Below are 24,663 nucleotides of genomic sequence, written 5' to 3'. Positions count from 1 at the left end.
ACATGAGAGAGGCCTCACGTAAGCCCTTGCGATTTCTGAAGGACGGCATCATCGCAGCTCTCATTCTGGTGATGGGCACGCTGATTGCCGCGAAGCTTGATGGCGTGAGCCAGGAGCGTTTTACCGGTCAGTTCAACGCGGTGGATGGTGACACTCTGGCCTTCGGTGGCGAACGTTTTCGCCTCATCGGTATCGATGCGCCGGAGATGGGTCAAAGCTGTATGCGTGATGGCGCAGAGTGGCCATGTGGCCCTGAAGCCAAGGACTATCTGAAGACACTGCTGCGAACCGGTACGGTCGAATGCTCCGGAAANGATAAAGACCGGTATAAGCGTCTGCTGGTACGATGTTCGGCAGGTGGCGAGGACATCGCTGGCGACATGGTTGCGGCAGGGTTTGCAGTGACGACTGAATATTTCCTGTTTNCCCGTGAGCAGGCGTCGGCGCAGAATCGGCGGGCAGGAGTCTGGGCGGGAACGTTTGAAANCCCAAGGGACTGGCGCAGAGAGCACAAAGCCGCTGACATGGAGGTTCCTCTCGCTGGTGTGATCGGACTGGTCCGTCATATTCTTGGCTGGTAGACTTTTNCAATGTCAAAAAANCCAGCTCAAGAGCAGATCAAGGTCTTGCGGCAGGCCGTTGCCAAATGTCGCATCTGCCGCGATGAGCCGCTTAAGGGCGATGCGGATCGCCTACCGCACGAGCCGCGTCCAGTCGCTGTTATTTCCAGTATCGCGAAAATACTCATTGCGGGCCAAGCACCCGGACTGCGGGTTCACGAAAGCGGCTTGCCGTTTAACGATGCGTCGGGCAACCGTTTGCGCGAATGGCTCAGCGTCGATCGTGAGACGTTTTACAATGCCGACAACTTCGCCATCGTGCCGATGGGCTTTTGTTTNCCGGGCTATGATGCCAAGGGCAGCGATTTGCCACCGAGGCTGGAATGTGCGCCCCGCTGGCGCGAGACTGTCATGCAGGCGATGCCGCAAATCGAATTGGTTATCGCGATTGGTCAGTATGCACAAAGCTGGCATTTGGGGTCGCGACGGATGAAGACGATGACGGAAACGGTGCAGAACTGGCAGACCTACCGATACACCAACCAGGGTATTCAGATTCTTCCTTTACCGCACCCCAGCTGGCGCAACAGCGCGTGGCTCAAGAAAAATCCATGGTTCGAAGAAAATCTCTTGCCCATCCTGCGTCAGGATGTGGAAAGGCTTCTTTTCTGAAACAAATTTCTTTTTTTCTCTTTTATTTCGTGTAGAAAGAGGAAAATAATTCCGGAGGAGAGAAGATTGGACCGTCTCGACCGTAAAATTCTACGCATTCTGCAAGAAGATTCCACATTGGCTGTTGCTGACCTCGCCAAGAAGGTTGGGCTTTCCACAACACCTTGCTGGCGTCGTATCCAGAAAATGGAAGAAGACGGTGTCATCCGTCGCCGTGTCGCACTTCTCGATCCCGGCAAAGTCAATACCAAGGTCACGGTGTTCGTGTCCATTCGAACCGCGTCGCACTCCATCGAGTGGCTGAAGCGCTTTTCCGAAGTCGTCTCCGAATTCCCCGAAGTGGTCGAGTTCTACCGCATGAGCGGCGACGTTGATTATCTGCTGCGCGTGGTCGTGCCGGATATTGCGGCCTATGACGCTTTTTATAAGCGGATGATCGCGAAGATCGAAATCCGTGACGTGTCGTCTGTTTTCGCGATGGAGCAGATTAAATACACCACGGAATTGCCGCTGGACTACATGCAATTGGACAACGCCAAGTCCGGTGACGATTCGTAAGCGTGTTTGCGCTTCTTCAAATATGGCGCACTCTTTTAACGACCGTCATGCCGGGGCAGGCCAGGCATGACGGATTGGTTTNCATCCCTTGAATTTCGCAATGACCAGGTGACCCGGCGTCGGGTGCCCATCCTGCATGCGAACATTGATGTCGGTCACTTCGATGATCTCAAAACCGGTCGCTGCGAGCCGTTCGCGGACGTAGGTCTCGGAGTGAGCGAAACGCTGATGCGGGCCGACCATGTAGGAGCGGTTAGCTAAAACGTCTTCCGGCAGCGTTTCGGAAGAGAAAATGAACAGGCCACCTGCGACCATGTTTTCCGCAGCACCAAAGAAGATCGGCTCCAGTGCACCGAGATAAGGTAGGACATCGGTCGCGGTGATCAGATCGAATGGCGCGTCGTCATTGTCTTCCAGAAAGTCTTCGACCTCGGCGACGTAGAGCGTCTCGTAGAGTTCTTTTTCATGGGCGATTTCGACCATGTTTNCAGAGATGTCGATACCCGTAATATCGTCTGCCATGTCGCGCAGGGCTTCACCGGTCAAACCCGTTCCGCAGCCCAGGTCCAGCACGCGCTTGAAGGGTCCGAGTTCCCGCGCTTGAAGACGCTGCCGAACGATCATCGGCACGGCATAACCAAGTTGCTCGACCAGAATATCTTCAAAGGCTTCCGCCTGCTGGTCGAATAGAGTTTCGACATAGGCGTCCGGCGCCTTCGACGGTGTATCGCCGCGTCCCATGGACGCGATACGCACGGCAGCACCACCATGATCTTCGGGATCGATAGCCAGAACCTCTTCGTAAGCCTTGACCGCAGCGTCAATGTCACCCGCCTTTTCCAGTGCCAATGCACGGTTATAGGCTTCGGCTAAGGCTTCTTCATCGATCTTCTGGTTCGTCATAGCTGGCATCCGGGCTTTCGTGAAAATTCGAAGCCTGCTTAAGCCGCAACGCCGCGCCGTGCAATCCTTGTTTTGTCAGTGCAGAATGAACTCGCCCTTCAGCGAGCGCCACTCTTGGGCCGAAATCAGTTTGCGGTGGACATAGCGAACGGAATGCAGTGGCCCGTCCAGCTTTTCCTGCCAGAATTTGAGAAAGCCGCGCATTTCAGGAAAATCCGGTGCCAGATCGTAATTCTGCCAGAGGTATGTTTGCAGAACGACTGGATGGTCCGGCATACGGTACAAGATTTCGGCTGTGGTCATGCCGTAGCCCTTCAGCATCATTTCCATATCTTGGTTCATGCTGGCTGCTCCCTTTTTGTTGGTCGCTGGCGCCACAAATGGTGCCTATCAACATGGGAACACGGCATGGTTAACCGAACCTTACCGGCTATGCAGATATGTCAAGAATTTGTCATATTTNCAATATGTTAGCACTCGAATTTAAAGAGTGCTGCCTAAGCCGTCTATCTTTTNAGATGCCGTGTCAGCCTAGCTTCCAGCGCTGCCCAGATGTGACGCAATATTTCTACGATGGAGAGATAGAAAATCGCAGCCCACAGGTAAGCCTGATAGTCGAAGGTGCGCGAGAAGGCGTAGCGGGTCTGTCCCATAAGGTCGAAGACAGTGACGATGGAGACGACAGCCGAGCCCTTGATCATCAGAATGATCTCGTTGCCGTAAGGGCGCAGCGCCACGATCATGGCCTGCGGGAGGACGACTTTCCAGAAGGTTATAGCCTTGGAGATACCAAGCGAGGCGGCACCTTCATGCTGACCTCTTGGAACACTCTGGATCGCGCCGCGTAGAATTTCCGCCTGATAGGCTGCTGTATTCAGCGTCAGGGAAAGAAGTCCGCAATACCAGGCTTCACGGAAGAACCACCACAATCCAACCTCTTGCAGTTCTGGCCGAAAGCTACCGAGCCCGTAATAAATCAGGAACAATTGGGCCAGCAACGGGGTGCTGCGAAACAGATAGACATAGGAATAAGCCAGCGCACCGATAATCCGGTTTGGTGACATGCGGGCAAAGGCAAGCGGCAGCGATAGAAGTGCGCCGAGAACGATCGACGTACCGACCAATGTTATTGTGGTGATCAGGCCATCGATATAACGCGGACCGTAGCGGGTGAATTTGTCCAGATCCCAGCCAACGATCATGGAATACAAGAGGCCGAGACCCAGCAACAGCCAAAGCCCCGTCACTGTGTAACCCGCGATCTTGGAAATCGACAGTGGTTTTGCCACCGATAGTGGAGCAGGGCGGGGTGGAATCAATTTCTCGGCGTGGCTCATCGTTNAGCCTCCGATCGGCGCGACCAGCGGTCGATAAAGCCAAGACCGAAGGATGAAAGGAGCGCGAGGACGAGATAGAGCAGGCAGGCGATGCCATAGAAGAAGAAGGCTTCCTTGCTGACGCGTGCTGCAATGCCCGTCTGGCGCAAAATATCCGACAAGCCGATTATCGAGACGTAGGACGTGTCCTTGAGAAGAATCATCCACAGGTTCGTCATCCCCGGCAGTGCGATGCGCACGAGCTGTGGAATGATGATGAGAACCATTGTTCGGCTGCGTGGAATTCCCAGCGCATCGCCTGCCTCATATTGTCCCTTTGGAATGGCACGAAATGCCGAAAGCAGCACTTCCGACGCATAGGACGAAAACACAACCGACAAGGCGATCATGCCTGCAACAAAGGCATTGATCTCTATCGGGCCGGTGATTCCGACGTAACTGCCGACTGACTGCAACAGCATCTGGATGCCGTAATAGACGATGAACAGCGTCAGCAATTCCGGCAGGCCACGGAAAATCGTGGTGTAGATACCAGCAGCCAGCCGCAGCGACTTTTCTTCGGATTGCGCGGCAAGTGCGATCAGAAAGCCGATGATGAGACCAATAGGCAAGGTCGCCAGTGCCACGGAAATGGTGACCTTGACGCCGAAAGCGATTTCATCGCCCCAGCCCGCATCGCCGCAGGCTACGAGTGTTCCGTTGCCGAGGAGAGAGAAAATGCCAGCTGGCCCACAAAGGGGATCGAACAGATACGTCAAATAGGTCCAGAACGAACCTATGGCGGAAAATGCTCCGCTCATGCCAATTTCCCCTGCGGTCTTCGCCGCTTGTCTCGTATTATTTTATCTGTTTGTTCTCAAACAAAAATGGCGGGAGGGCAAGCCTCCCGCCACAATATTTCAACAGGCAAATGGCTTACTTGCCGTAGACGTCGAAATCGAAATACTTGTCGTTGATTTTTTNGTATTCGCCGTTAGCACGAATTGCCGCAATTGCTGCGGTCAACTTGTCTGCCAGCGCGGTATCGCCCTTGCGAACTGCAATGCCAGCGCCCTGACCGTTGATTTCTTCATCAACAGGCATTGGCGTGAGGATTTTGCAGCAAGCGCCTGCATCGGATTTCACCCATTCGCTGAGAACAACGATATCATCGATGACACCATCGATACGACCGTTGGTGATGTCGAGCTTGTATTCGTCAGCCGTCGGATAGAGCTTCAGCTCCGAATCCGCCAGATGCTTTTCGGCATAGTTTGCGTGGGTGGTGGAACCCTGCGCGCCGATGGTCTTGCCCTTCAGGTCTTCCACCGATTTGACGGTGCTATCCTTNGGTACGGCGATCGCTGGAGGCGTGTTGTAGTACTTCTTCGAGAAGTCGACCTTCTCGAGACGTTCCGGTGTAATCGACATGGAGGCGACGATGGCATCGAACTTCTTGGCCTGGAGGGCAGGGATGATTCCGTCCCAGTCATTCGTTACGAAGGTGCACTCTGTCTTCATTTCTACGCACAGTGCCTTGGCAATGTCGATGTCGAAGCCGGTCAGTGTGCCGTCTGCTTCAAGAACGTTGAAGGGTGGGTAGGCACCTTCCGTGCCGATGACCAGCTTGTCCTGCGCCATGGCGGCGCCGGAGAACAGCGACATCGCGGCAATGGATGCAGCAGCGAGCAGACGGGTGGAAATACGCATTTCGATCCTCTCTTTCGGCGAGTCTTCCGCACAGTTTGTTTGTGTTTTCTGAGCGGTAAATGTTTCGCGCAGCCAATCGCCCGAAGGGAGTAGAGGCAACGCTTGGCGGATAGTCTTACCCTTGTCTTTAAAATGCAACCCCAATCGTTTCGCAGTGCAAGAAAGGCCACAATCGCTTCACGAAATTGCCTAGATCTGTTCATTTCCGGTACAGACCGGGTTGGTCATGATGGGAACAACGTTGCGGTTCAGGCGTTGTTCACCGCCTGCATGTGCAGACTGTTTTTCGCACGCTGCAATACAAGCGATAAAAGACGATCACTAGGTGAGGTACTATAATGCTGAAGAAGAACAAGCTGCTGACCGGGGTGGTTTTCCCCCTGATGTCTTTNGCGATTGCAATAGATCCTGCATTTGCAGCATCTGTTACAGGCGCAGGCGCGTCTCAATACTCGTCGCAGCAGGCTGTAACACATACCGGCAATAGCCAGATGCTGCTGGCACAGGCTGAGCCGACCCCGGAAGAGCTGCCCAAAAAGCGCCAGCAGGAACAGCAGGCTGAGCCCGAGCAGCCGAAGGCGGAGCAGCCGAAGGAAGAAGCACCCCGCCCGCGTCGCGAAGCAGCACCCGAGGCCGCTCCCGAACCCAAGAGGCAGCCAGAGCCGAAGGCAGAGCCAGAACAGCCACGTCCTCGCCGTGAAGCCGCGCCTGAAGGTGCAGCAGAGCCGCAGAAGGAACCGCAGCAGCGACCACGCCGCGAGGCGCAGCCCGACGCCGCCCCCGCGCAGGCACAGCCAGAGCAGCAACAGGAACGTCCACGTCGACCCAAGCCTGACGCAGCAGCGCAAGACGCTGCTCAACCCGAGCAGCAGAAAGAGCGTCCACGTCGTCCAAAGCCTGATCAGCCACCAGCCGCCGAAGAACAGCAAAAGCCTGCCGCAGACGGAGAGCGTCCGCGCGACCCGCAGGCAAAACAGCCAGCCGCTGGTGAAGTTGCGCCTGAAAAGCCAGTGACGCCGGGAAAGAAGCCCGCAGCGCCAGAGCCTGACGTCAAGGCCGCACCGGTGCCGACCGAACCACCTACACCAGGCAAGGCCCCTGAGCCAAANGAGCAACCAAACCCTGCACCGGGCCAGCAGCCTTCCGAACAGCAGCGTCCACCACGTGCCCAGAACGGCGAGCAGCCGCCATTGCCGACTGAGCCTAAACTTGAAANTGGTGCAGCCACCGGGCAGGCCCCTGCAGGCGAACCCGTTCCCCAGCAAGTCGTAACACCTCAGCAGGAAGCGCCGCCAACCACAAAGCAGGAACTGGACAAAGCCCGCGCTGTGGCCAAGGACCCATCCAAATCCGCCGATACGGTTATTCTACCGGTAGACAAGGGCGCTGCCGTTCTAGACAGCGACAAGGAAGCGGAACGTTCTGGGAACCAGCAGTCCCGCGATCAGCGTCGCCAGGAACGTGAAGCGGTTCAGGACTTCAAGGTGCCGACGTCGGATGCCGAAGCCCAGTCCCGTCGTGGCGAAAAAANTGCACCGCAGATCAACATTCAGGCCATCACCAACATTCAAGGTGAGCGGATCAACGAACGCCCCGAATACGATCGCCCGGATGGCGTGCGTGAGTGGCAGCCGCGTGATATGCCGCGTGGTGGTCCACGCGACCGCGATATGGGCGACCGCGTCTTCCTGCAATTCGGTGACCGTGTCGTCGTTCGTGGCAACGACAATGACCGCTTCATTCGTGATGGCGCCAAGCCGTACTACGAACGTCTGCCAGATGATCGTTACCGCGAAACCATCGAGCGTCCCGATGGCACGCAGGTCGTGACCGTGCGTAACCGCTACGGCGACGTCATCCAGCGCTCGCGTATTGACAGCCGTGGTCGTGAATATGTGCTGTTCTATGCGCCTGAACTCGTCGATCAGCCCGACCGCGAATACGTCTATCGCGACCCGGGCCTCGATCTGCCGCCGATGCGCCTGCGTATTCCGGTTGACGACTACATTATCGACACGTCCAGCGAACCCGATCGCGATTATTATCGCTTCCTGGAACAGCCTCCGGTCGAGCCTGTGGAGCGTGTGTATACCATGGATGAAGTTCGCTACTCTGCTCGTATTCGTGACAAGGTCCGCCGTATCGACCTCGACACGATTACCTTTGCGACTGGTAGTGCCGAAATTCCGATGAGCCAGGCGCAGTCACTGCGCAAGGTGGCAGACGCCATCAGCAAGGTGCTGAAGAACAATCCGGCGGAAACCTTCCTCATCGAAGGCCATACCGATGCCGTGGGCAACGATGAAAGCAACCTCGTTCTTTCCGACGAACGCGCTGCATCGGTCGCCAACGTCATGACTGATGTTTACGGTATTCCGCCCGAAAACCTGACGACGCAGGGTTACGGCGAGCGCTTCCTGAAAGTTCAGACGCTTGCAGCATCGCAGGAAAATCGACGCGTTACGATCCGTCGTATCACGTCGCTCGTGAAGCCTGTCGCGCAGAACTAAGCGGGCTGTACGCACAAAAAANGCCCGGAACCGAGAGGTTCCGGGCTTTTTTTGTGGTCGAAGGCTTAACCTAGCGCAACCGCAATCTCAGCAGCAAGGCGAGCATTGTTGCGAACCAGAGCGATATTCGTTTCAAGGCTTCGGCCTTCTGTAATCTCAAATATTTTGGACAGAAGATAAGGCGTCACCGACTTGCCGCTGATCTCGTCTTCCTCAGCATGGGACAAAGCACGCTGAATGTAGAATTCCATTTCCTCGCTGGAAATCTCATCTTCTTCCGGCACCGGGTTGGCAACCAGCATGCCGCCCGCAATGCCCAATTGTTCGCGGGTGGTCTGGAAGTTTGCGATCGCAGCGGGGCTATTGAGCGAGAGCGGGCTTTTCAGGCCAGAAGCGCGCGACCAGAAGGCTGGGAACTCGGTGGAGCCGAACGTCACAACGGGAACGCCCTGTGTTTCCAGAACTTCCAGCGTTTTGGGAATATCGAGGATCGCCTTTGCGCCCGCGCAGACAACGATCACGCCTGTCCTGGCGAGCTCGGTCAAATCGGCGGAAATATCGAAACTTTCTTCCGCGCCGCGATGCACACCGCCGATGCCGCCTGTCGCAAATACCTTGATACCGGCATAGTCTGCAGCGATCATGGTTGCGGCAACCGTCGTCGCGCCGGTGCGGCGCTCCGCAATGGCGAAAGCGATATCGGCGCGCGAAACCTTCATTGCATCTGTCGTCTGTGCCAGTGCCTCCAGTTCATGCTTTNCCAGCCCGATATGCAGCGTACCATGAAGGACCGCGATGGTTGCTGGAACAGCGCCTTGGTCACGAATGATCTGTTCCACGGATTCGGCCATCTGGATGTTGCCGGGATAGGGCATGCCATGGGTAATGATGGTGGATTCGAGCGCAACGATAGGCGCGCCGCGCTGTTTTGCGGCGGCAACTTCTTTGGAATAGGCGATGGAAAGAAGCGCGGGCTGTGATTTTGTCATTGTCTTATCCGGGTTTATTTAAACGATCTCTTCACAACATTTCGGCCGATGGCACAAGAGCCAGCATGGCGTTCAATGTTGCAGCAGAAAGCTCTGTTGCAGTGGCGTAAGGTGATTGTACCGTGATAGCCGCTGCCGCTGCTCCATGACGCAGAGCCTCACCAATTGATTTGCCGTCCCCAATCGCAGCAAGATAACCAGATGCCATGGCATCACCGGCACCTGTTACATCCTGCACATCTTCAATGAGCGGCGGGTGGAGAATGGCCGTTTCCTTTTCAGAAAACGCTACGACGTGCCGGGCACCACTGGTTATAACACCACCGCGTAGACCAATCGCCCTGAGATGCCTCGGCCACTCTCGCACATCGTTTACGTCGGTACCCGTCAGCGCGCGCGCTTCAGCTTCATTCATGAACAGCATGTGGATATCGGGTAGGGCGNCCTTCAGCCTCACGGCTTTGGCAGGGNATATGGCGATGGCAGCCAGCATCTTTTCGCAAGCGCGCGCGGAAACACCGACAGCGCGCAGTGTATCGTCTGGCAGGTTCGCATCACACAAAATGATGTCGCTAGCCATGATGGCATCGCGCACGGCGCGCACGCGCAGGCGGCGCGGTGTGAACAGCTTGTAGAGGTCCATGTCGGCTATGGCAATAACGAGATTTCCATCTCGTTCAAGAATGGCGGTATAGCTGGGGGTGCTGCGATCCAGAAATGTGAAAGGAGTATCCTCCACGCCTGCCTCGAGTGCGGCAGCGGCAACAGTTTCGCCATTGGAATCACCGCCGCGTGGGGCGATAATCCTGACCATGAAACCAAGGCGTGCCAGATTGCGTGCCGCGTTGAACCCGCCACCGCCCGCTTCTTCCATCCATGAGCCGGGATTGCTGGCGCCCGCGACTGTTTCCGCCTCGATCATGCCCCGTCGGTCAATATGCGCGCCGCCCAGAACGAGTATTTTATTCACGTCAAACTTCCTCTCCGGATCGGTGACCGACATTCCGATTCGTGCATCTCTTGTATTGAAAACCGTTCCATATCAGTCATTTTTNCCACAAGATGAAAAGAAAAACAAANGTAGAACAAAGGACTTATCCATATTTGTTTNCAATATGATGCTACCGGCTTGTGGCATGAGAACAAATAAAGTACAAAACGGTCACAGAGAGCTTCATTGCCTGTGCGGCTTCAATAACCTAAAGGTGGTTTTCAGATGGCACAAAATTCTTTGCGTCTTGTAGAGGACAAAGCAGTGGATAAAAGCAAGGCACTGGAAGCGGCGCTTTCCCAGATCGAACGTTCGTTCGGCAAGGGATCGATCATGAAGCTCGGTTCCAATGAAAGTATCGTCGAGGTCGAGACCATTTCTACGGGCTCGCTCAGCCTTGATGTCGCACTTGGTATTGGCGGTCTGCCCAAGGGCCGTATCATTGAAATTTATGGACCGGAAAGCTCCGGTAAGACAACGCTTGCTTTGCAGACGATTGCTGAAGCGCAGAAAAAGGGCGGTATTTGCGCATTTGTGGATGCCGAACATGCGCTTGATCCGGTCTATGCCCGCAAGCTCGGCGTCGATCTTCACAACCTGCTGATTTCGCAGCCGGACACAGGTGAACAGGCGCTCGAAATCACCGATACGCTGGTGCGCTCCGGTGCCGTTGACGTTCTGGTCATCGACTCCGTTGCGGCCTTGACGCCGCGTGCGGAAATTGAAGGCGAAATGGGCGATAGTCTTCCGGGCCTTCAGGCTCGCTTGATGAGCCAGGCGCTGCGCAAGTTGACGGCTTCGATTTCCAAGTCGAAGACCATGGTCATCTTCATCAACCAGATACGTATGAAGATCGGCATTTCCTACGGTTCGCCTGAAGTTACGACGGGCGGCAACGCGCTGAAGTTCTACGCTTCGGTACGCCTTGACATTCGCCGCATCGGTGCCGTCAAGGATCGCGAAGAAGTCGTTGGCAACCAGACGCGCGTCAAGGTTGTCAAGAACAAGATGGCACCTCCTTTCAAGCAGGTCGAATTCGACATCATGTATGGCGAAGGCGTTTCCAAGACCGGCGAGTTGGTGGATCTAGGCGTGAAGGCCGGTCTGGTCGAAAAGGCCGGCGCTTGGTTCTCCTACAAGAGCCAACGTCTGGGGCAGGGCCGTGAGAACGCGAAAACCTTCCTGAAGGAAANTCCAGCGGTGGCGGAGGAGATCGAACTGGCGCTTCGCCAGAACGCTGGTCTGATTGCTGAAAAGTTCCTCCAGAATGGTGGACCTGAAGCGGATGCCGACGGTGTTGATCCTGAAGCATGATCTGCCGTTGCCGAACGTAGAGTGAGGCAATATTTGATCGTTTGAAGACAAAGGTCGTGCGATTGTGTCGCGCGGCCTTTATTTGTGCTGTAACCCCACCCTCTTTGGCTGGACAGGCAGGGTGGCGAGCGATAAAAGCCAGTGTTTTTNATGCTATGGCCGCGGTATCGCGTGGAAATGAAGGACTTCTGATGAGCGGTGTAAATGAAATCCGGTCGACCTTCCTCGACTACTTCAAGAAGAACGGTCACGAGATCGTGCCATCCAGCCCGCTCGTTCCGCGCAACGACCCGACGTTGATGTTCACGAATGCCGGCATGGTTCAGTTCAAGAACGTTTTCACCGGATTGGAGAGCCGCCCCTATTCCACGGCAGCGTCGTCGCAGAAATGCGTGCGCGCAGGGGGCAAGCACAACGACCTCGACAATGTCGGCTATACCGCACGTCACCACACCTTTTTTGAAATGCTCGGAAACTTTTCCTTTGGCGACTACTTCAAGGAAGAGGCGATCACGCACGCCTGGAACCTGATCACCAAGGAATTCGGTATCGACAAGAACCGTCTGCTGGTGACTGTATATCATACCGATGACGAAGCCTTTAACCTCTGGAAGAAGATCGCTGGTTTTTCCGACGATCGCATCATTCGCATCCCGACCAGCGACAATTTCTGGGCGATGGGTGATACCGGTCCGTGCGGTCCCTGCTCGGAAATCTTCTATGACCATGGCGATCATATCTGGGGCGGACCTCCCGGTTCCGCAGATGAAGATGGTGACCGGTTCATCGAAATCTGGAACCTCGTTTNCATGCAGTATGAACAGGTGTCCAAGGAAGAGCGCATCAACCTGCCGCGTCCATCTATCGATACCGGCATGGGGCTTGAGCGTATTTCTGCGCTGCTTCAAGGCAAGCATGACAATTACGACACCGACCTGTTCCGCGCATTGATTTCGGCCTCCGTCGAAGCGACCGGCGTTCCAGCCGAAGGCGAAAACCGCGCGAGCCACCGCATCATTGCCGACCATCTGCGCTCCACCGCGTTCCTCATTGCAGATGGCGTTCTGCCATCGAATGAAGGTCGCGGCTACGTTCTGCGTCGCATCATGCGCCGCGCCATGCGTCATGCAGAATTGCTGGGTTCGCGCGAGCCACTAATCTGGAAGCTGCTGCCTGCACTTATTCAGCAGATGGGCCGGGCCTATCCGGAATTGGTACGTGCGGAGGCGCTGATTTCCGAAACGATGAAACTGGAAGAAACGCGGTTCCGCAAGACGCTTGCGCGTGGCCTTACGTTGCTGTCCGATGCCACATCGACGCTCCATAAGGGCGATATGCTGGACGGGGAAACCGCTTTCAAGCTTCACGACACCTACGGTTTCCCCCTAGACCTGACGCAGGACGCACTTCGCGCCCGCGAAATCGGCGTTGATGTCTCAGGCTTTACCGACGCGATGGAGCGCCAGAAGGCCGAGGCACGCTCACACTGGACCGGCTCCGGCGACAAGGCGACAGAAACCGTCTGGTTCGAGCTCAAGGAAAAGCACGGCGCCACCGAGTTTCTGGGCTACGACACCGAGACCGCAGAAGGCGTGGTTCTCGCCATCGTCAAGGACGGCAAGTCGGTGGAGAGCGCTTCTGATGGCGAAACTGTCCAGATCGTCGTCAACCAGACGCCGTTCTACGGCGAGTCCGGTGGACAAATGGGCGATACCGGTATCATCTCGTCCGACGAGGGCACCTTTACGGTCACCGATACCCACAAGAAAGGCGAGGGCCTGTTTGCGCATATCGGCTCCATCTCCAAGGGCAACATCAAGGTTGGTGACGAGGTTGAATTGACCGTCGATCATGACCGTCGCTCGCGTCTGCGCGCCAACCATTCGGCCACCCACCTGCTGCACGAAGCGCTGCGAGAAGTGCTCGGCACACACGTTGCCCAGAAGGGTTCCTTGGTGGCTCCTGAGCGTCTGCGCTTCGACGTCTCTCACCCCAAGCCCATGTCGGCGGAAGAGTTGAAGATCGTCGAGGATATGGCCAACGAAATCATCCTGCAAANCTCACCTGTCGTCACGCGTCTGATGAGCGTCGATGATGCCATTGCCGAAGGTGCGATGGCGCTGTTCGGTGAAAAATATGGTGATGAAGTCCGAGTTGTGTCGATGGGCACCGGCATTCACGGCGCCAAGGCCAACCGTCCTTATTCCGTCGAACTTTGCGGTGGCACGCATGTTGCAGCGACTGGCCAGATCGGTCTCGTGCGCGTTCTCGGCGATAGCGCTGTGAGTGCAGGTGTGCGCCGTATCGAGGCGGTAACTGGCGCAGGGGCTCTTGCCTATCTGGCCGAGCAGGATGATCGCGTCAAGGCGCTGGCATCGTCGTTGAAGGTTCAGCCCGCAGAGGTCCTGACCCGCGTTGAAAGCCTGATGGATGAACGCAAGAAGCTTGAACGTGAACTGGCGGACGCCCGCCGCAAACTGGCCATGGGTGGCGGCTCAGTGGAAGGTTCTGCTGGCGACGTTAAAGACGTCGGCGGAGTGAAGTTCCTTTCCAAATCCATGTCGGGTATCGATGCGAAAGATCTCAAAAGTCTCGCCGACGAAGCCAAGACCAGCCTTGGCTCCGGCGTCGTGTTGCTGATTGCGGTGTCTGAAGATGGCAAGGCCAGCGCCGTTGCTGCCGTCACCGAAGACCTGACGGCCCGCTTCAGTGCTGTCGATCTCGTGCGCACCGCATCCGCTGCACTCGGCGGTAAGGGTGGCGGTGGTCGCCCCGATATGGCGCAGGCCGGTGGCCCTGATGGTGACAAGGCCGATGCGGCGATTGAAGCAGTTGCGGCTGTGTTGGCTGGTTGAGCAAATAAAAGGCGGGCGTTGTTTTTGAATGTGGGTCATCATCNTCGGGCTTCACCCGAGGATATAACGAACCACCAGATGAAATGTGGTTAGACCCTCGGGACAAGCCCAAGGGTGACGAAGGAGAGGCGTTCCGCTCTTGCTCTCAATCGTCATTCCTTTCCCGGTTTATTCAGCCGCTTGCTGCGCTTTTGCCGCCTCGTCGTCCAACTGAGTCGCGCGCTTGTAGGCGGGGCGATCATGGACATCGGCGAGATAATTCACAAAGCGCTGGCGTTTTTCGATGGAGCCGAAGTGGAGACCCCAGCTTATTTGTGAGCCGATATACACGTCAGCTGCCGTGAACTGGTCTCCCGCGATAAAACGGTTGGCGTTCAGTGCGTGCTCCAGGGTGTCCATGACATCGGAATAGGCACCGCAGCCTGCCATGCGCTGCTTGTCCCGACCGATTTCAAAGCCCATTGCCTTGGTGGAGACGGCCATTTCCAGTGGACCTGCCGCGTAGAAGAACCAGCGGTAATAGGTGCCACGATCTGTAATCTGCGGCGCAAGTTTGGCCTGCGGGAATGCATCGGCAAGATAGGCGCAGATGGCTGCGCATTCGGTCACCACGGTATCGCCGTGCTTGATGGCGGGTACCTTACCCATCGGGTTAATGGCTTTGTAGGCCTCGGACTTCATCTCGCCAGCGTAGCCAAGATACTCCGTTTTGTATGTTGCGCCCGCTTCTTCCAGCATCCAGCGCACGATGCGTCCGCGCGACATCGGGTTGGTGTAGAATGTCAGTTCGCTCATGGTGTCTTCTCCCGCTGATTTNCTGATTTCGAAATTGCATTGCGTCTGCGACGTGATCAAGACAGAGGCTTTCGAGCCAAAAGAAAACCCGGCGCAAAGGCCGGGTTCTCGTGGTCAGTTATGAAGGTCGCCAATCAGGCAGCCATAGCCTTCTTGAGGTTTTCGTCGATCTTGTCGAGGAACGCCGTTGTGGAGAGCCAAGGCTGATCAGGGCCAATGAGCAGTGCCAGATCCTTGGTCATGTAACCGGCTTCGACGGTGTCGACGCAGACGGTTTCGAGCGTGGCGGCAAACTTCGCCAGTTCTGCATTGTCATCCAGCTTGGCGCGGTGAGCGAGGCCACGGCTCCAGGCGAAGATCGACGCGATGGAGTTGGTCGAGGTTTCCTGACCCTTCTGGTGCTGGCGGTAGTGACGTGTCACCGTGCCGTGCGCAGCTTCAGCTTCAACCGTGCGGCCATCTGGCGACAGAAGAACAGAGGTCATCAGGCCGAGCGAGCCGAAGCCCTGCGCAACTGTGTCCGACTGAACGTCGCCATCGTAGTTCTTGCACGCCCAGACGTAACCGCCGGACCACTTGAGAGCGGAGGCAACCATGTCGTCGATCAGGCGGTGTTCGTAGGTGATGCCAACTTCGTCGAACTTCGCCTTGAATTCAGCCTGATAGATTTCTTCGAAGATGTCCTTGAAGCGACCGTCATAAGCTTTCAGGATGGTGTTCTTGGTAGACAGGTAAACGGGCCACTTGCGCATCAGGCCGTAGTTCATGGATGCACGCGCGAATTCGCGGATCGACTCATCAAGATTGTACATGGCCATGGCAACGCCAGCACCGGGCGCGTCGAACACGTCCTTCTCGATGACCTGGCCGTCTTCACCAACGAACTTGATCGTCAGCTTGCCCTTGCCCGGGAATTTGAAATCGGTTGCCTTGTACTGGTCACCGAAAGCGTGACGACCAACGACGATTGGCTTTGTCCAGCCTGGAACAAGGCGAGGCACGTTCTTGCAGATGATGGGTTCGCGGAAAATAACGCCGCCGAGAATGTTGCGGATTGTGCCGTTCGGGCTCTTCCACATCTGCTTGAGGTTGAATTCCTTGACGCGGTCTTCGTCTGGCGTGATCGTCGCGCACTTGATGCCAACACCGTGCTTCTTGATGGCGTGGGCAGCGTCGACCGTTACTTGGTCGTTGGTAGCATCGCGGTTTTCAACGGAAAGATCGTAATATTCGATATCGAGATCGAGGTACGGGAGGATCAGCTTATCCTTGATGAGCTGCCAGATGATACGAGTCATTTCGTCGCCGTCGAGATCGACGACCGGATTGGCTACCTTGATCTTTGTCATGAATTCCTCACCTTCGAGAACGATTGCGCCGGGAGGGCGCGATATGCAAAAANTATCCCGTGGCGCTATAGCATCGTGAGCGCGCAAGGCAAAGCCATGCACATGCTTTTTTGGACTTTCTAAAACAACCGGAAGCGCATTGCCAAAACGCAATGGCGAATTAAAGTCCGGACGAATCGCTTAACTCGGTAAGCTCTGCTTCAGGACATCATTATGCGGAAAACTCTGCTCGCCACGACCGCCGCCCTTCTTTTCTCCTGCAATGCCTTTGCAGCCGACCCTACAGAACCGGTCAAGAAGGTGATGGACATTACCGTCAAGAACTGGTCCGGCGAAGCGGATGATTGGAAATACATTTTTGATGAGGATCTGCTGAGCACATTGTTCAGCAAGACCTTCGCGTCGCAGTACCGCGAAGCATCCAAAAANCCTGCCTCTGACGTCGAGAATAGCGATAAGGGCGATCCGTTCGGTTATGATGTCGTCACCAATTCGCAAGATGGCTGCCCGTTGCAGGATGTCACCATTACGCCTGCGCCGCCTAAAGACGGAATGACCGATGTTACCGTCAAGTTCAAGCTTTGGGCCTGTATGGACGAGGCCGAGATGAAGGCGACGGTCGATCAGGTGAATTTCGATGTTGTCGAAGAAGACGGCAAGCCAGTGATCAACGATATTCACCGCGTGGGTGACGAGGGTAGGGATTCGCTGCTTCAAGAGATGGCAAACATCATCAAGGGCGAATAATGCGGTCATCCGCCGCGCCTGCCTTTGATTTGTCGTGAAATCTATGCCAGTGAAGCCTAAAANTCGGAAGGCGAACATGGCAGGCACGAATAGCGAGCTTCAGCTTTTGGCAGAAGGCCCGGCGATCATTCTGGTCGAACCTCAACTCGGTGAAAACATCGGCATGGTGGCCCGTGCCATGGCCAATTTCGGTCTTGCGGAACTGCGGCTGGTCAACCCGAGGGATGGCTGGCCGAGCGAGAAAGCCCGTTCTGCGGCATCGAAAGCCGATCACGTCATCGACCATACGCGGGTCTTCGACACCATTGAGGAAGCGACGGCCGACCTCCAGTTCACATATGCCACCACGGCGCGGGAGCGTTACGGTTTCAAGCCGGTGCGTGCGCCTGTGGTTGCTGCAGAAACCCTGCGCACAAAATTCAAGTCCGGCGAGAAGACCGGTATACTGTTTGGTCGCGAGCGCTGGGGCTTGACCAACGAAGAGGTGGCGCTGGCCGATGAGATCGTGACCTTCCCGGTCAACCCCGCTTTTGCTTCGCTGAACATTGCGCAAGCCGTGCTGCTGATGTCTTATGAGTGGATGAAGTCCAGCATGGATGACGTGAGCGAAACGTCGTTTGAGCCGCTGGAACAGCAGCAGGCGACGAAAGAGCAGCTTTATGGGCTGTTCGACCAGATGGAAGAAGCGTTGAATGCGCGTGGCTATTTTCGCCCCGAAGGTAAGAGGCAGCGCATGATCGAGAACCTGCGCGCCGTTCTTTCGCGTCGGGCGTTGACATCCCAGGAAATCAGCGTGTTACGTGGCGTTTTCGGCACATTCGATAAATATGGTCGCCAGACGCCACGCGGCAGCAATGGTCCATATGCTGAGGGGAGCAAGAAGGAAGATGACCGCAACGACACGTGATATGGTGCAGCCAACACTCAAGCCGGTACTTGTTCTCGACAGCGGCATCGGTGGTCTGACCGTTTNGCGTGAAGCTAGGGTGCTGATGCCCGAGCGGGGCTTTATCTATGTCGCTGATGATGCGGGTTTNCCCTATGGCGGATGGGAAGAAAGCGCGTTGACGGAGCGGCTTCTTGCCCTGTTCGGGCGTTTGATCGAAACCCACCAACCGGAAATCTGCATCGTTGCCTGTAACACTGCCTTTACGCTGGCGGGTGCGGCCCTGCGAGCCAAATTTCCGGATATGACCTTTGTTGGCACTGTTCCCGCAATCAAACCCGCGGCAGAACGCACCCGTTCCGGTCTCGTCTCGGTGCTGGCGACACCTGGTACCGTCAAGCGTGCCTATACGCGTGACCTCATCCAGTCGTTTGCATCGCAGTGCCATGTGCGTCTGGTGGGATCTGAAAATCTGGCCCGTATGTCCGAGGCATGGATCAGAGGAGAACCGGTTTCCGATGAGGCCGTGCTCGCTGAAATATCGCCGTGCTTCATCGAGGCCGATGGTAAACGCACGGATATTGTTGTGCTGGCCTGCACGCATTATCCTTTCCTGGCCAACGTGTTCCGCAGGCTTGCTCCATGGCCGGTCGATTGGCTGGACCCCGCAGAGGCAATTGCGCGACAGGCAAGACGCAAGGTGGAACTGATCCACGGTGCGGAGCATCCGGATGGTTTCGATTTTGCTATCTTCACCTCCGGTCAAGTTGATTTCACCACCCGAAGGCTGATGCAGGGATTTGGTTTGAAANTCGCAACGTCATAGGCGCCCGAAGCAGATTGTTGCGTTTTTGCATCAATGAATATGCTTCGATGCAATTCGAGATTGAACCTATTGAAATCGAATCGAAGCGGTGTCATAAAAATCAGGCCCGCAACTCAAACTCAGGAGGCGTAGTAATGAACACATTCAATTATCATGGCCTCTTTGGCGTGGTTCGACTTATGGCTTCGGTTATGACCGCAAATATTATGCCATCTGTTCGACGTGGAATCGCTGTCTAAGCTTTTCCCCAGCCTTTACAGGCCTTCTAACTCTTATCCATACGTGTCGGTCGTCTTGTAGTTGTCGCAGCGTCAAGCTGTGTCCGTCGTACCCGCACGTCTTTTCCCATCATGAAAGGACCTGGTCGCTTGATCGCGCCGGGACGGACTTCCTATGTCTAAAGAGCAATCTTTACGTGTAAATAACGTTTCCGAAGCGGTTGATGAACTGTTCAGCCAGTTCGGAGCATGGACCACGGTGAAGGCCATGCTGTTTGTCGCATGGCGACGTCAGCAAACACGGGCTCATGTGTCTCATCTGTCAGACTACATGCGTCGTGATATCGGTCTGCCTGTTGAAAAACCTTTGCCATATCAGTCATTGATACCACCCTGGTATCCACGGTTTTGATGGTCAGGCCTCTCCGCCCTGTTATCGGCGGGGAGCCTTTTAAGTGATATGCGTCAAAAATCGAGGTTGCTATGCAATTTGCTATAAACAAACTGTCGGGCGCGGATGCCGCAGACTATCGCGATCTTCGTTTGGAGGGCCTTTTCAACAATCCGGAATCCTTCGGTGCCTCGCTCGACGACGAATCACTGTTGTCCGTCGAGGATTTTGCACAGCGCCTCAATGGAGGAGCCGTCTTCGGCGCTCGCCGTGCCGGCACGGGTGCGTTGATAGGCGCGGTTGGATTACGTATCCCCACGGCGTCAAAGACCAAACACAAAGGCGCGATTTGGGGCATGTATGTGCGGCCAGATATGCGAGGCTCGGGTATTGGTGCTGCATTGATCAAACACGTGTTGGACTATGCAGGGCCGATTGTCGAGGAGGTCACCATCGTCGTCGGAGCATCGAACGTGGCTGCCTATAATCTCTATCTCAAAATGGGTTTNGAGCAATACGGCTTTGAGAAGCGCGCCCTGAAGATCGGGCAAAGCTACCATGACGAGGTGCTTATGGCTCTCGTGCTGAAGCCGATACCAACGCCTTGAAACGCGCCAGCGCCGGGCCAGATGGCATTGATTGACATAGGTCCGGCTTGGTGGCTTGCTCCAAATTATCATCATCAGGGAACTTCAAAATGCCTTTTGAAAACTGGTTGGCCTTTGTGGCCGCATCTGCCGTAATGCTCGCCATTCCCGGTCCGACTATTCTGCTTGTTATCTCTTACGCGCTCGGCCATGGCCGCAAGGCGAGTTCGGCAACCGTTGCTGGCGTGGCGCTGGGGGACTTTACAGCGATGACGGCGTCCATGCTGGGGCTGGGTGCGCTGCTGGTGACTTCAGCTGCGCTGTTCACCGTGTTGAAATGGGTTGGTGCCGCCTATCTGATTTACCTCGGCTTCAAGTTGTGGCGCGCGCCGGTGAGCAGTGAGGGCGCTGGAAGGTCTGAAGCCACAGGCAAGGAACGTCCGCTTAAAATCTTCCTTCACACCTATATCGTCACAGCCTTGAACCCGAAGAGCATCATCTTCTTCGTGGCGTTCCTGCCGCAGTTTTTGACGCCATCGCTGCCATTCTGGCCGCAGGTGATGATCTTCGAAGTGACGTTCCTTGTGCTTGCCACCTGCAACGCGGCTCTTTATGGGTTGATGGCAAGTGCGGCCCGCAATTCCATTCGCAAGCCAAAAGTTCAGCGCATCGTCAACCGTACGGGCGGCGGCCTGCTGATCGGGGCTGGCCTGTTGACCATGGGTTGGAGGCGCTCCGCCGGCTAACCACGCTGCAATCTTGTGCGGCGCCCGATTGGATAAAANCAAAATGGCAGTGCCGCACATCTTTCTCGCCCTCATTACCGTGTTTTTGTGGGGCTTCAATTTCGTGGTGATCAAGGTGGGCGTCATGGATATGCCGCCGCTGTTCCTGACGGCGTTGCGATACTTCTTTGCCGCCGTTCCACTGGTCTTCTTTCTGCCGCGTCCCAAGGTGCCTTGGAAACATATGGTCGTCTACGGCATGGTTATGGGCTGCGCGCAGTTCGGGCTGTTGTATACCGCCATCAAGTGGGGGCTGCCCGCCGGGTTGGCATCACTGGTCATGCAATCGCAAGCGTTTTTCACCATGGCATTAGCGGTAACGCTGCTGGGCGAAATCCCTCTGAAATCTCATATTGCAGGTGCCGCAGTTGCCTTCGGCGGCTTGGCCGTCATTGGTCTTGAGCGATTGAACATTACCGCGATGGTGCCGCTTCTGATGTGCGTCGGTGCGGCATTCAGCTGGGCGATCGGCAATATCGTCAATCGCAAGGTCGGGCGCGTCAATGCCGTGTCCTTTATCGCCTGGACCAGCCTTGTGCCAGTGCTGCCACTGGTCATCTTGTCGTTGGTGATCGAAGGCCCTCAAGCCATCGCGGAGGGGCTTGCCCTTGCGTCGCCGATGACGGCGATGGTTGTGATCTACATGGCGTATGGCGCAACCATCGTTGGCGCTGGCATCTGGAGCTATCTGCTGTCACGTTATCCGGCCGGAACGGTTGCACCCTTTTCATTACTGGTGCCGATCGTGGGGTTTCTGGGTGCCTACTTTGCATTCAATGAGGAAATCACCCTTTTCGAAATCATCGGCAGCAGCCTGGTCGTTGCAGGTCTGGCGCTCAACGTCTTCGGGCGGCGCATTTCCTTCGGGCGTTTCAGGTCTGCGCGTTCATAATGTTCAATTCCCTGTGCATTGTCTTTATCAGGCAGGGAAATGACCAAAATGTTTGCTAAAGGACGTGTTCGCCGTCTCCTTGGAGAATCGGCCATATCCATTCACAGTGCAGGGAAGCTTTGACATTGCAGGTCGATATCGACATGGGAACCCTATCGGGCGGGCAGCCAGCCAAGCTCGATATTGAAGAATTGCTTGCCACACGTTTGCTGGTGCAGGGCAATTCCGGTTCCGGCAAATCGCATCTCCTGCGCAGATTGCTTGAGCAATCCGCCCCGTGGGTGCAGCAGGTCATCATCGACCCCGAAGGCGACTTCGTTACGCTTGCAGACAAGTTTGGCCATGTGGTTGTCGATGGCGAGCGCACGGAAGGCGAGTTGTCCGGCATCGCCAACCGTATCCGCCAGCACCGCGTGTCATGTGTTCTGACGCTTGAAGGTCTCGACGTCGAACAGCAGATGCGAGCTGCCGCTGCCTTCCTAAACGGCCTGTTCGATGCTGACAGAGAGTTCTGGTATCCGGTTCTCGTTGTCGTGGACGAGGCGCAGATGTTTGCTCCATCAGTGGCCGGCGAAGTGACGGAAGATGCCCGCAAGATGTCGCTGGGTGCGATGACGAACCTCATGTGCCGTGGCCGAAAACGCGGTCTGGCAGGCGTCATCGCCACGCAGCGTCTGGCAAAACTCGCCAAGAACGTCGCTGCCGAGGCGTCGAACTTCCTTATGGGCCGCACCTTTCTCGATATCGATATGGCACGTGCGGCAGATCTGCTCGGCATGGACCGCCGTCAGGCGGAAATGTTCCGCGATTTGCAGCGCGGCAATTTCGTGGCGCTTGGGCCAGCGCTCTCTCGCCGTCCTCTACCCATCATCATCGGTGCTGTCGAAACATCCGCGCGTTCGTCTTCGCCAAAGCTGATGCCGCTGCCGGATTCGCCGCAGGATGTGGAAGAGCTGATTTTTACGCCTGACCCGGACGAGTTCACACGGGGTCCCGTGCGCCGCACACCACCGGCGCCACGCCCGACGACGGATATTCTGGCAGAGCTTTCGCGCTCCACGCCTGCCATTGGCGGGCCGGAGCCGCAACAGCCACAGCGCAGCAGCCAGCCGGAGATGTCCGCGGAAGAACGGGACGAAAAAATCTCTGCCGTGCTTTCCGAGATCATGGACGATCCGCAATCGGCCTATCGCACCGATGCCGTGCTCTATCAGGAGTTTCTGGTGCGCGCCCGCATGCGCCGCATTCCCGGAACGCCCATGGCGCTGTCGGAATTCCGTCGCCAAGTGGCCATCACCCGCTCCGGTGTGGATGCCGAGATGGCGGCAAGCGAGGACTGGCAGAAGGCACTGGCGCTTTCGAAGAATGTCTCCGACGATTTGCAGAGCGTCTTCCTGTTACTGGTCAAGTCCGCACTCAGTGGAGAGCCTTGCCCTTCAGACGCCCGGATCGCCCGTGCTTATGGCACGCATTCAGCGCGGCGGGCACGCATGTTGCTTGGTTATTTCGAGGAGAAGGAACTCGTCGTCGTGCATGCCGATTTCTCCGGCAAACGAATCGTTGCCTTCCCCGATCTCGACGCAAAAACCGCACCCGGAGATGCGGATGCGGCTGAGGATATTGCGAAATTTGCAGCCGAGTAGTGTATGAAGGCGGCTTTCACCGCCTTCACATACAGCTTATTCTATTGTCTTCGTTTCATTGCGGGTCGCGAGCAGGGAACCGACCACGCCCGTCACGAGGATAGCGACCGTTACGCCAAGCGATAGGGCAGGCGGGATCTTGGCGATGCCCAGCATGTCGGCCAGGAAGATTTTCGAACCGACGAAGACCAGAACCGCAGCCAGCGCATATTTCAGATAAGCAAAACGGTGGATCAGGGCAGCCAGTGCGAAGTAGAGCGCACGCAGACCAAGAATCGCGAAGATGTTCGACGTGTAGACGATGAACGGGTCTGTCGTGATCGCAAAGATCGCCGGGATCGAATCGACCGCAAAGATAAGGTCGGCAATTTCGACCATAATCAGCGCGAGGAATAGCGGCGTGACAAAGGTCTTTAGCTTGCCGGTCTTTTCATCGACTTCCTTGACGATGAATTTTTCGCCGTGCAGCGCATTCGTCACCGGTAGGTGACGGCGCAGGAACTTCAATATCTTGTTGTTGCCGATATCGTTTTCATCGTGGTCTGACGAAAACAGCATCTTGAGGCCGGTGAACACCAGAAATGCCGCGAAAATATAAAGCACCCAGTGGAAGTTTTCGACGATCGCGGCGCCTGCGGCAATCATGATACCACGCAGGACGATCACGCCGAGAATACCCCAGAGCAGCACGCGGTGCTGATACTGGCGAGGAATGGCAAAGTAGGAAANGATCATCGCGATGATGAAGATATTGTCCATCGCAAGGCTCTTTTCGACCACGAAGCCGGTGACGTATTCCATCGCAGACTGTTGGCCGGACTGATACCAGATCCAGCCACCGAAGGCCAAGCCAATACCAATATAGAAGGTGGACATCAGCATGCTTTCGCGGATGCCGATTTCCTTGGAGTTCTTATGCAGGACGCCCAGATCGAGCGCCAGCAAACCTAATACGAGAGAAATGAAGACAGCCCACATCCATGTGGGGNTGCCGAGAAANTCAATGAGGAGAAAGTCCATCAGTCAACCTTTGGCCGGACGAGGTTGGCTTTTCGGATGGGGAACGTGTGATAGACATAGACGTGGCCCCAACCTTAAGAGACTCGACATCGCGTATTGTCCGGTAGTACGCCAGAGGGGCCCGAGTCCTGATCACGGACGGGAAA

Annotated in this window: 24 protein-coding genes; 14 read left to right on the top strand and 10 right to left on the bottom strand. The window is 56.0% G+C overall.

Translation table 11 applies throughout. The features are described 5' to 3' along the window. The first annotated feature begins 2 nt into the window (after nt 1-2). The 3 genes from CUC55_RS17260 to CUC55_RS17250 all read left to right on the top strand — a co-directional run bounded on the left by CUC55_RS17260 (nt 3) and on the right by CUC55_RS17250 (nt 1,790). Nucleotides 3-581 (top strand): thermonuclease family protein, encoded by a 579-nt coding sequence (locus CUC55_RS17260; RefSeq protein WP_245417777.1) that lies wholly within the window; start codon nt 3-5, stop codon nt 579-581. Between the two features lie 9 nt (nt 582-590). Beyond that, on the top strand, nt 591-1,232 hold the full coding sequence (locus CUC55_RS17255) for a uracil-DNA glycosylase family protein (protein WP_103088625.1): 642 nt from the start codon (nt 591-593) through the stop codon (nt 1,230-1,232). A 66-nt stretch (nt 1,233-1,298) separates the two neighbouring features. Continuing rightward, the gene (locus tag CUC55_RS17250) at nt 1,299-1,790 is read left to right on the top strand and encodes an Lrp/AsnC family transcriptional regulator (protein WP_067643452.1); all 492 of its coding nucleotides are present in this window, start codon (nt 1,299-1,301) and stop codon (nt 1,788-1,790) included. 45 nt (nt 1,791-1,835) lie between these two features. Here CUC55_RS17250 and CUC55_RS17245 read toward each other — a convergent pair whose 3' ends face one another. From CUC55_RS17245 to CUC55_RS17225, 5 genes are all read right to left on the bottom strand, one after another. Further along, nucleotides 1,836-2,693: a class I SAM-dependent methyltransferase gene (locus CUC55_RS17245; RefSeq protein WP_103088781.1), complete on the bottom strand. Its 858-nt coding sequence runs from the start codon at nt 2,691-2,693 to the stop codon at nt 1,836-1,838. 75 nt (nt 2,694-2,768) lie between these two features. Continuing rightward, nucleotides 2,769-3,035, bottom strand: a complete 267-nt coding sequence (locus tag CUC55_RS17240) for an usg protein (RefSeq protein WP_067643449.1) — start codon at nt 3,033-3,035, stop codon at nt 2,769-2,771. 164 nt (nt 3,036-3,199) lie between these two features. Then, the gene (locus CUC55_RS17235) at nt 3,200-4,030 is read right to left on the bottom strand and encodes an ABC transporter permease (RefSeq protein ID WP_067643446.1); all 831 of its coding nucleotides are present in this window, start codon (nt 4,028-4,030) and stop codon (nt 3,200-3,202) included. Beyond that, a complete protein-coding gene (locus CUC55_RS17230; protein ID WP_103088624.1) occupies nt 4,027-4,830 on the bottom strand; it encodes an ABC transporter permease in 804 nt (267 codons plus the stop codon). Before CUC55_RS17230 ends, CUC55_RS17235 begins: the two co-directional genes overlap by 4 nt. Nucleotides 4,831-4,945: 115 nt before the next feature. Then, entirely contained in the window at nt 4,946-5,719 is a 774-nt protein-coding gene (locus CUC55_RS17225; protein ID WP_103088623.1) for an ABC transporter substrate-binding protein, read from the bottom strand. A 338-nt stretch (nt 5,720-6,057) separates the two neighbouring features. On the opposite strand from CUC55_RS17225, the gene CUC55_RS17220 reads away from it, so the two are divergent. Beyond that, nucleotides 6,058-8,229 (top strand): OmpA family protein, encoded by a 2,172-nt coding sequence (locus tag CUC55_RS17220; protein WP_103088622.1) that lies wholly within the window; start codon nt 6,058-6,060, stop codon nt 8,227-8,229. Between the two features lie 65 nt (nt 8,230-8,294). Here the strand turns inward: CUC55_RS17220 and CUC55_RS17215 are convergent, their stop codons facing one another. Continuing rightward, nucleotides 8,295-9,218 carry a pseudouridine-5'-phosphate glycosidase gene (locus tag CUC55_RS17215; RefSeq protein WP_103088621.1) on the bottom strand — a complete coding sequence of 308 codons (924 nt, stop codon included), beginning with the start codon at nt 9,216-9,218 and terminating at the stop codon, nt 8,295-8,297. A gap of 31 nt (nt 9,219-9,249) precedes the next feature. Continuing rightward, nucleotides 9,250-10,188, bottom strand: a complete 939-nt coding sequence (locus tag CUC55_RS17210; RefSeq protein ID WP_170063908.1) for a carbohydrate kinase family protein — start codon at nt 10,186-10,188, stop codon at nt 9,250-9,252. A gap of 246 nt (nt 10,189-10,434) precedes the next feature. Here CUC55_RS17210 and recA point away from each other — a divergent pair, with 246 nt between their 5' ends. Continuing rightward, nucleotides 10,435-11,523, top strand: a complete 1,089-nt coding sequence (gene recA / locus CUC55_RS17205; protein WP_103088619.1) for a recombinase RecA — start codon at nt 10,435-10,437, stop codon at nt 11,521-11,523. Between the two features lie 191 nt (nt 11,524-11,714). Then, on the top strand, nt 11,715-14,378 hold the full coding sequence (gene alaS / locus CUC55_RS17200) for an alanine--tRNA ligase (RefSeq protein WP_103088780.1): 2,664 nt from the start codon (nt 11,715-11,717) through the stop codon (nt 14,376-14,378). A gap of 168 nt (nt 14,379-14,546) precedes the next feature. Here alaS and CUC55_RS17195 read toward each other — a convergent pair whose 3' ends face one another. Together CUC55_RS17195 and CUC55_RS17190 are read right to left on the bottom strand one after the other, a co-directional pair. Next, nucleotides 14,547-15,173 (bottom strand): glutathione S-transferase family protein, encoded by a 627-nt coding sequence (locus tag CUC55_RS17195; protein WP_067643425.1) that lies wholly within the window; start codon nt 15,171-15,173, stop codon nt 14,547-14,549. Nucleotides 15,174-15,307: 134 nt separating this feature from the next. After that, nucleotides 15,308-16,522 carry an NADP-dependent isocitrate dehydrogenase gene (locus CUC55_RS17190; RefSeq protein WP_067644213.1) on the bottom strand — a complete coding sequence of 405 codons (1,215 nt, stop codon included), beginning with the start codon at nt 16,520-16,522 and terminating at the stop codon, nt 15,308-15,310. 213 nt (nt 16,523-16,735) lie between these two features. Here CUC55_RS17190 and CUC55_RS17185 point away from each other — a divergent pair, with 213 nt between their 5' ends. The 8 genes from CUC55_RS17185 to CUC55_RS17150 all read left to right on the top strand — a co-directional run bounded on the left by CUC55_RS17185 (nt 16,736) and on the right by CUC55_RS17150 (nt 23,497). After that, on the top strand, nt 16,736-17,269 hold the full coding sequence (locus CUC55_RS17185) for a hypothetical protein (RefSeq protein ID WP_103088618.1): 534 nt from the start codon (nt 16,736-16,738) through the stop codon (nt 17,267-17,269). Nucleotides 17,270-17,345: 76 nt separating this feature from the next. Continuing rightward, nucleotides 17,346-18,176: an RNA methyltransferase gene (locus CUC55_RS17180; RefSeq protein WP_067643419.1), complete on the top strand. Its 831-nt coding sequence runs from the start codon at nt 17,346-17,348 to the stop codon at nt 18,174-18,176. A gap of 1 nt (nt 18,177) precedes the next feature. Then, a complete protein-coding gene (gene murI, locus CUC55_RS17175; protein WP_425352870.1) occupies nt 18,178-18,981 on the top strand; it encodes a glutamate racemase in 804 nt (267 codons plus the stop codon). Between the two features lie 393 nt (nt 18,982-19,374). Beyond that, nucleotides 19,375-19,611 (top strand): DUF1127 domain-containing protein, encoded by a 237-nt coding sequence (locus CUC55_RS17170; protein ID WP_082760113.1) that lies wholly within the window; start codon nt 19,375-19,377, stop codon nt 19,609-19,611. A 71-nt stretch (nt 19,612-19,682) separates the two neighbouring features. Beyond that, the gene (locus tag CUC55_RS17165; protein WP_103088616.1) at nt 19,683-20,198 is read left to right on the top strand and encodes a GNAT family N-acetyltransferase; all 516 of its coding nucleotides are present in this window, start codon (nt 19,683-19,685) and stop codon (nt 20,196-20,198) included. Between the two features lie 89 nt (nt 20,199-20,287). Further along, the gene (locus CUC55_RS17160) at nt 20,288-20,923 is read left to right on the top strand and encodes a LysE family translocator (RefSeq protein WP_067643410.1); all 636 of its coding nucleotides are present in this window, start codon (nt 20,288-20,290) and stop codon (nt 20,921-20,923) included. Between the two features lie 43 nt (nt 20,924-20,966). Beyond that, entirely contained in the window at nt 20,967-21,854 is an 888-nt protein-coding gene (locus CUC55_RS17155) for an EamA family transporter (protein ID WP_067643407.1), read from the top strand. A 125-nt stretch (nt 21,855-21,979) separates the two neighbouring features. After that, on the top strand, nt 21,980-23,497 hold the full coding sequence (locus CUC55_RS17150; RefSeq protein WP_067644210.1) for a helicase HerA domain-containing protein: 1,518 nt from the start codon (nt 21,980-21,982) through the stop codon (nt 23,495-23,497). 36 nt (nt 23,498-23,533) lie between these two features. Here CUC55_RS17150 and CUC55_RS17145 read toward each other — a convergent pair whose 3' ends face one another. Further along, complete coding sequence (locus tag CUC55_RS17145; RefSeq protein WP_103088615.1) at nt 23,534-24,517, bottom strand: TerC family protein; 984 nt, start codon at nt 24,515-24,517, stop codon at nt 23,534-23,536. Nucleotides 24,518-24,663: the final 146 nt, after the last annotated feature.

Origin of the sequence: Agrobacterium bohemicum, assembly GCF_002896715.1 — a bacterium.
Lineage (GTDB): Bacteria > Pseudomonadota > Alphaproteobacteria > Rhizobiales > Rhizobiaceae > Agrobacterium > Agrobacterium bohemicum.
This window is presented reverse-complemented; position numbering and strand designations above follow the sequence as displayed.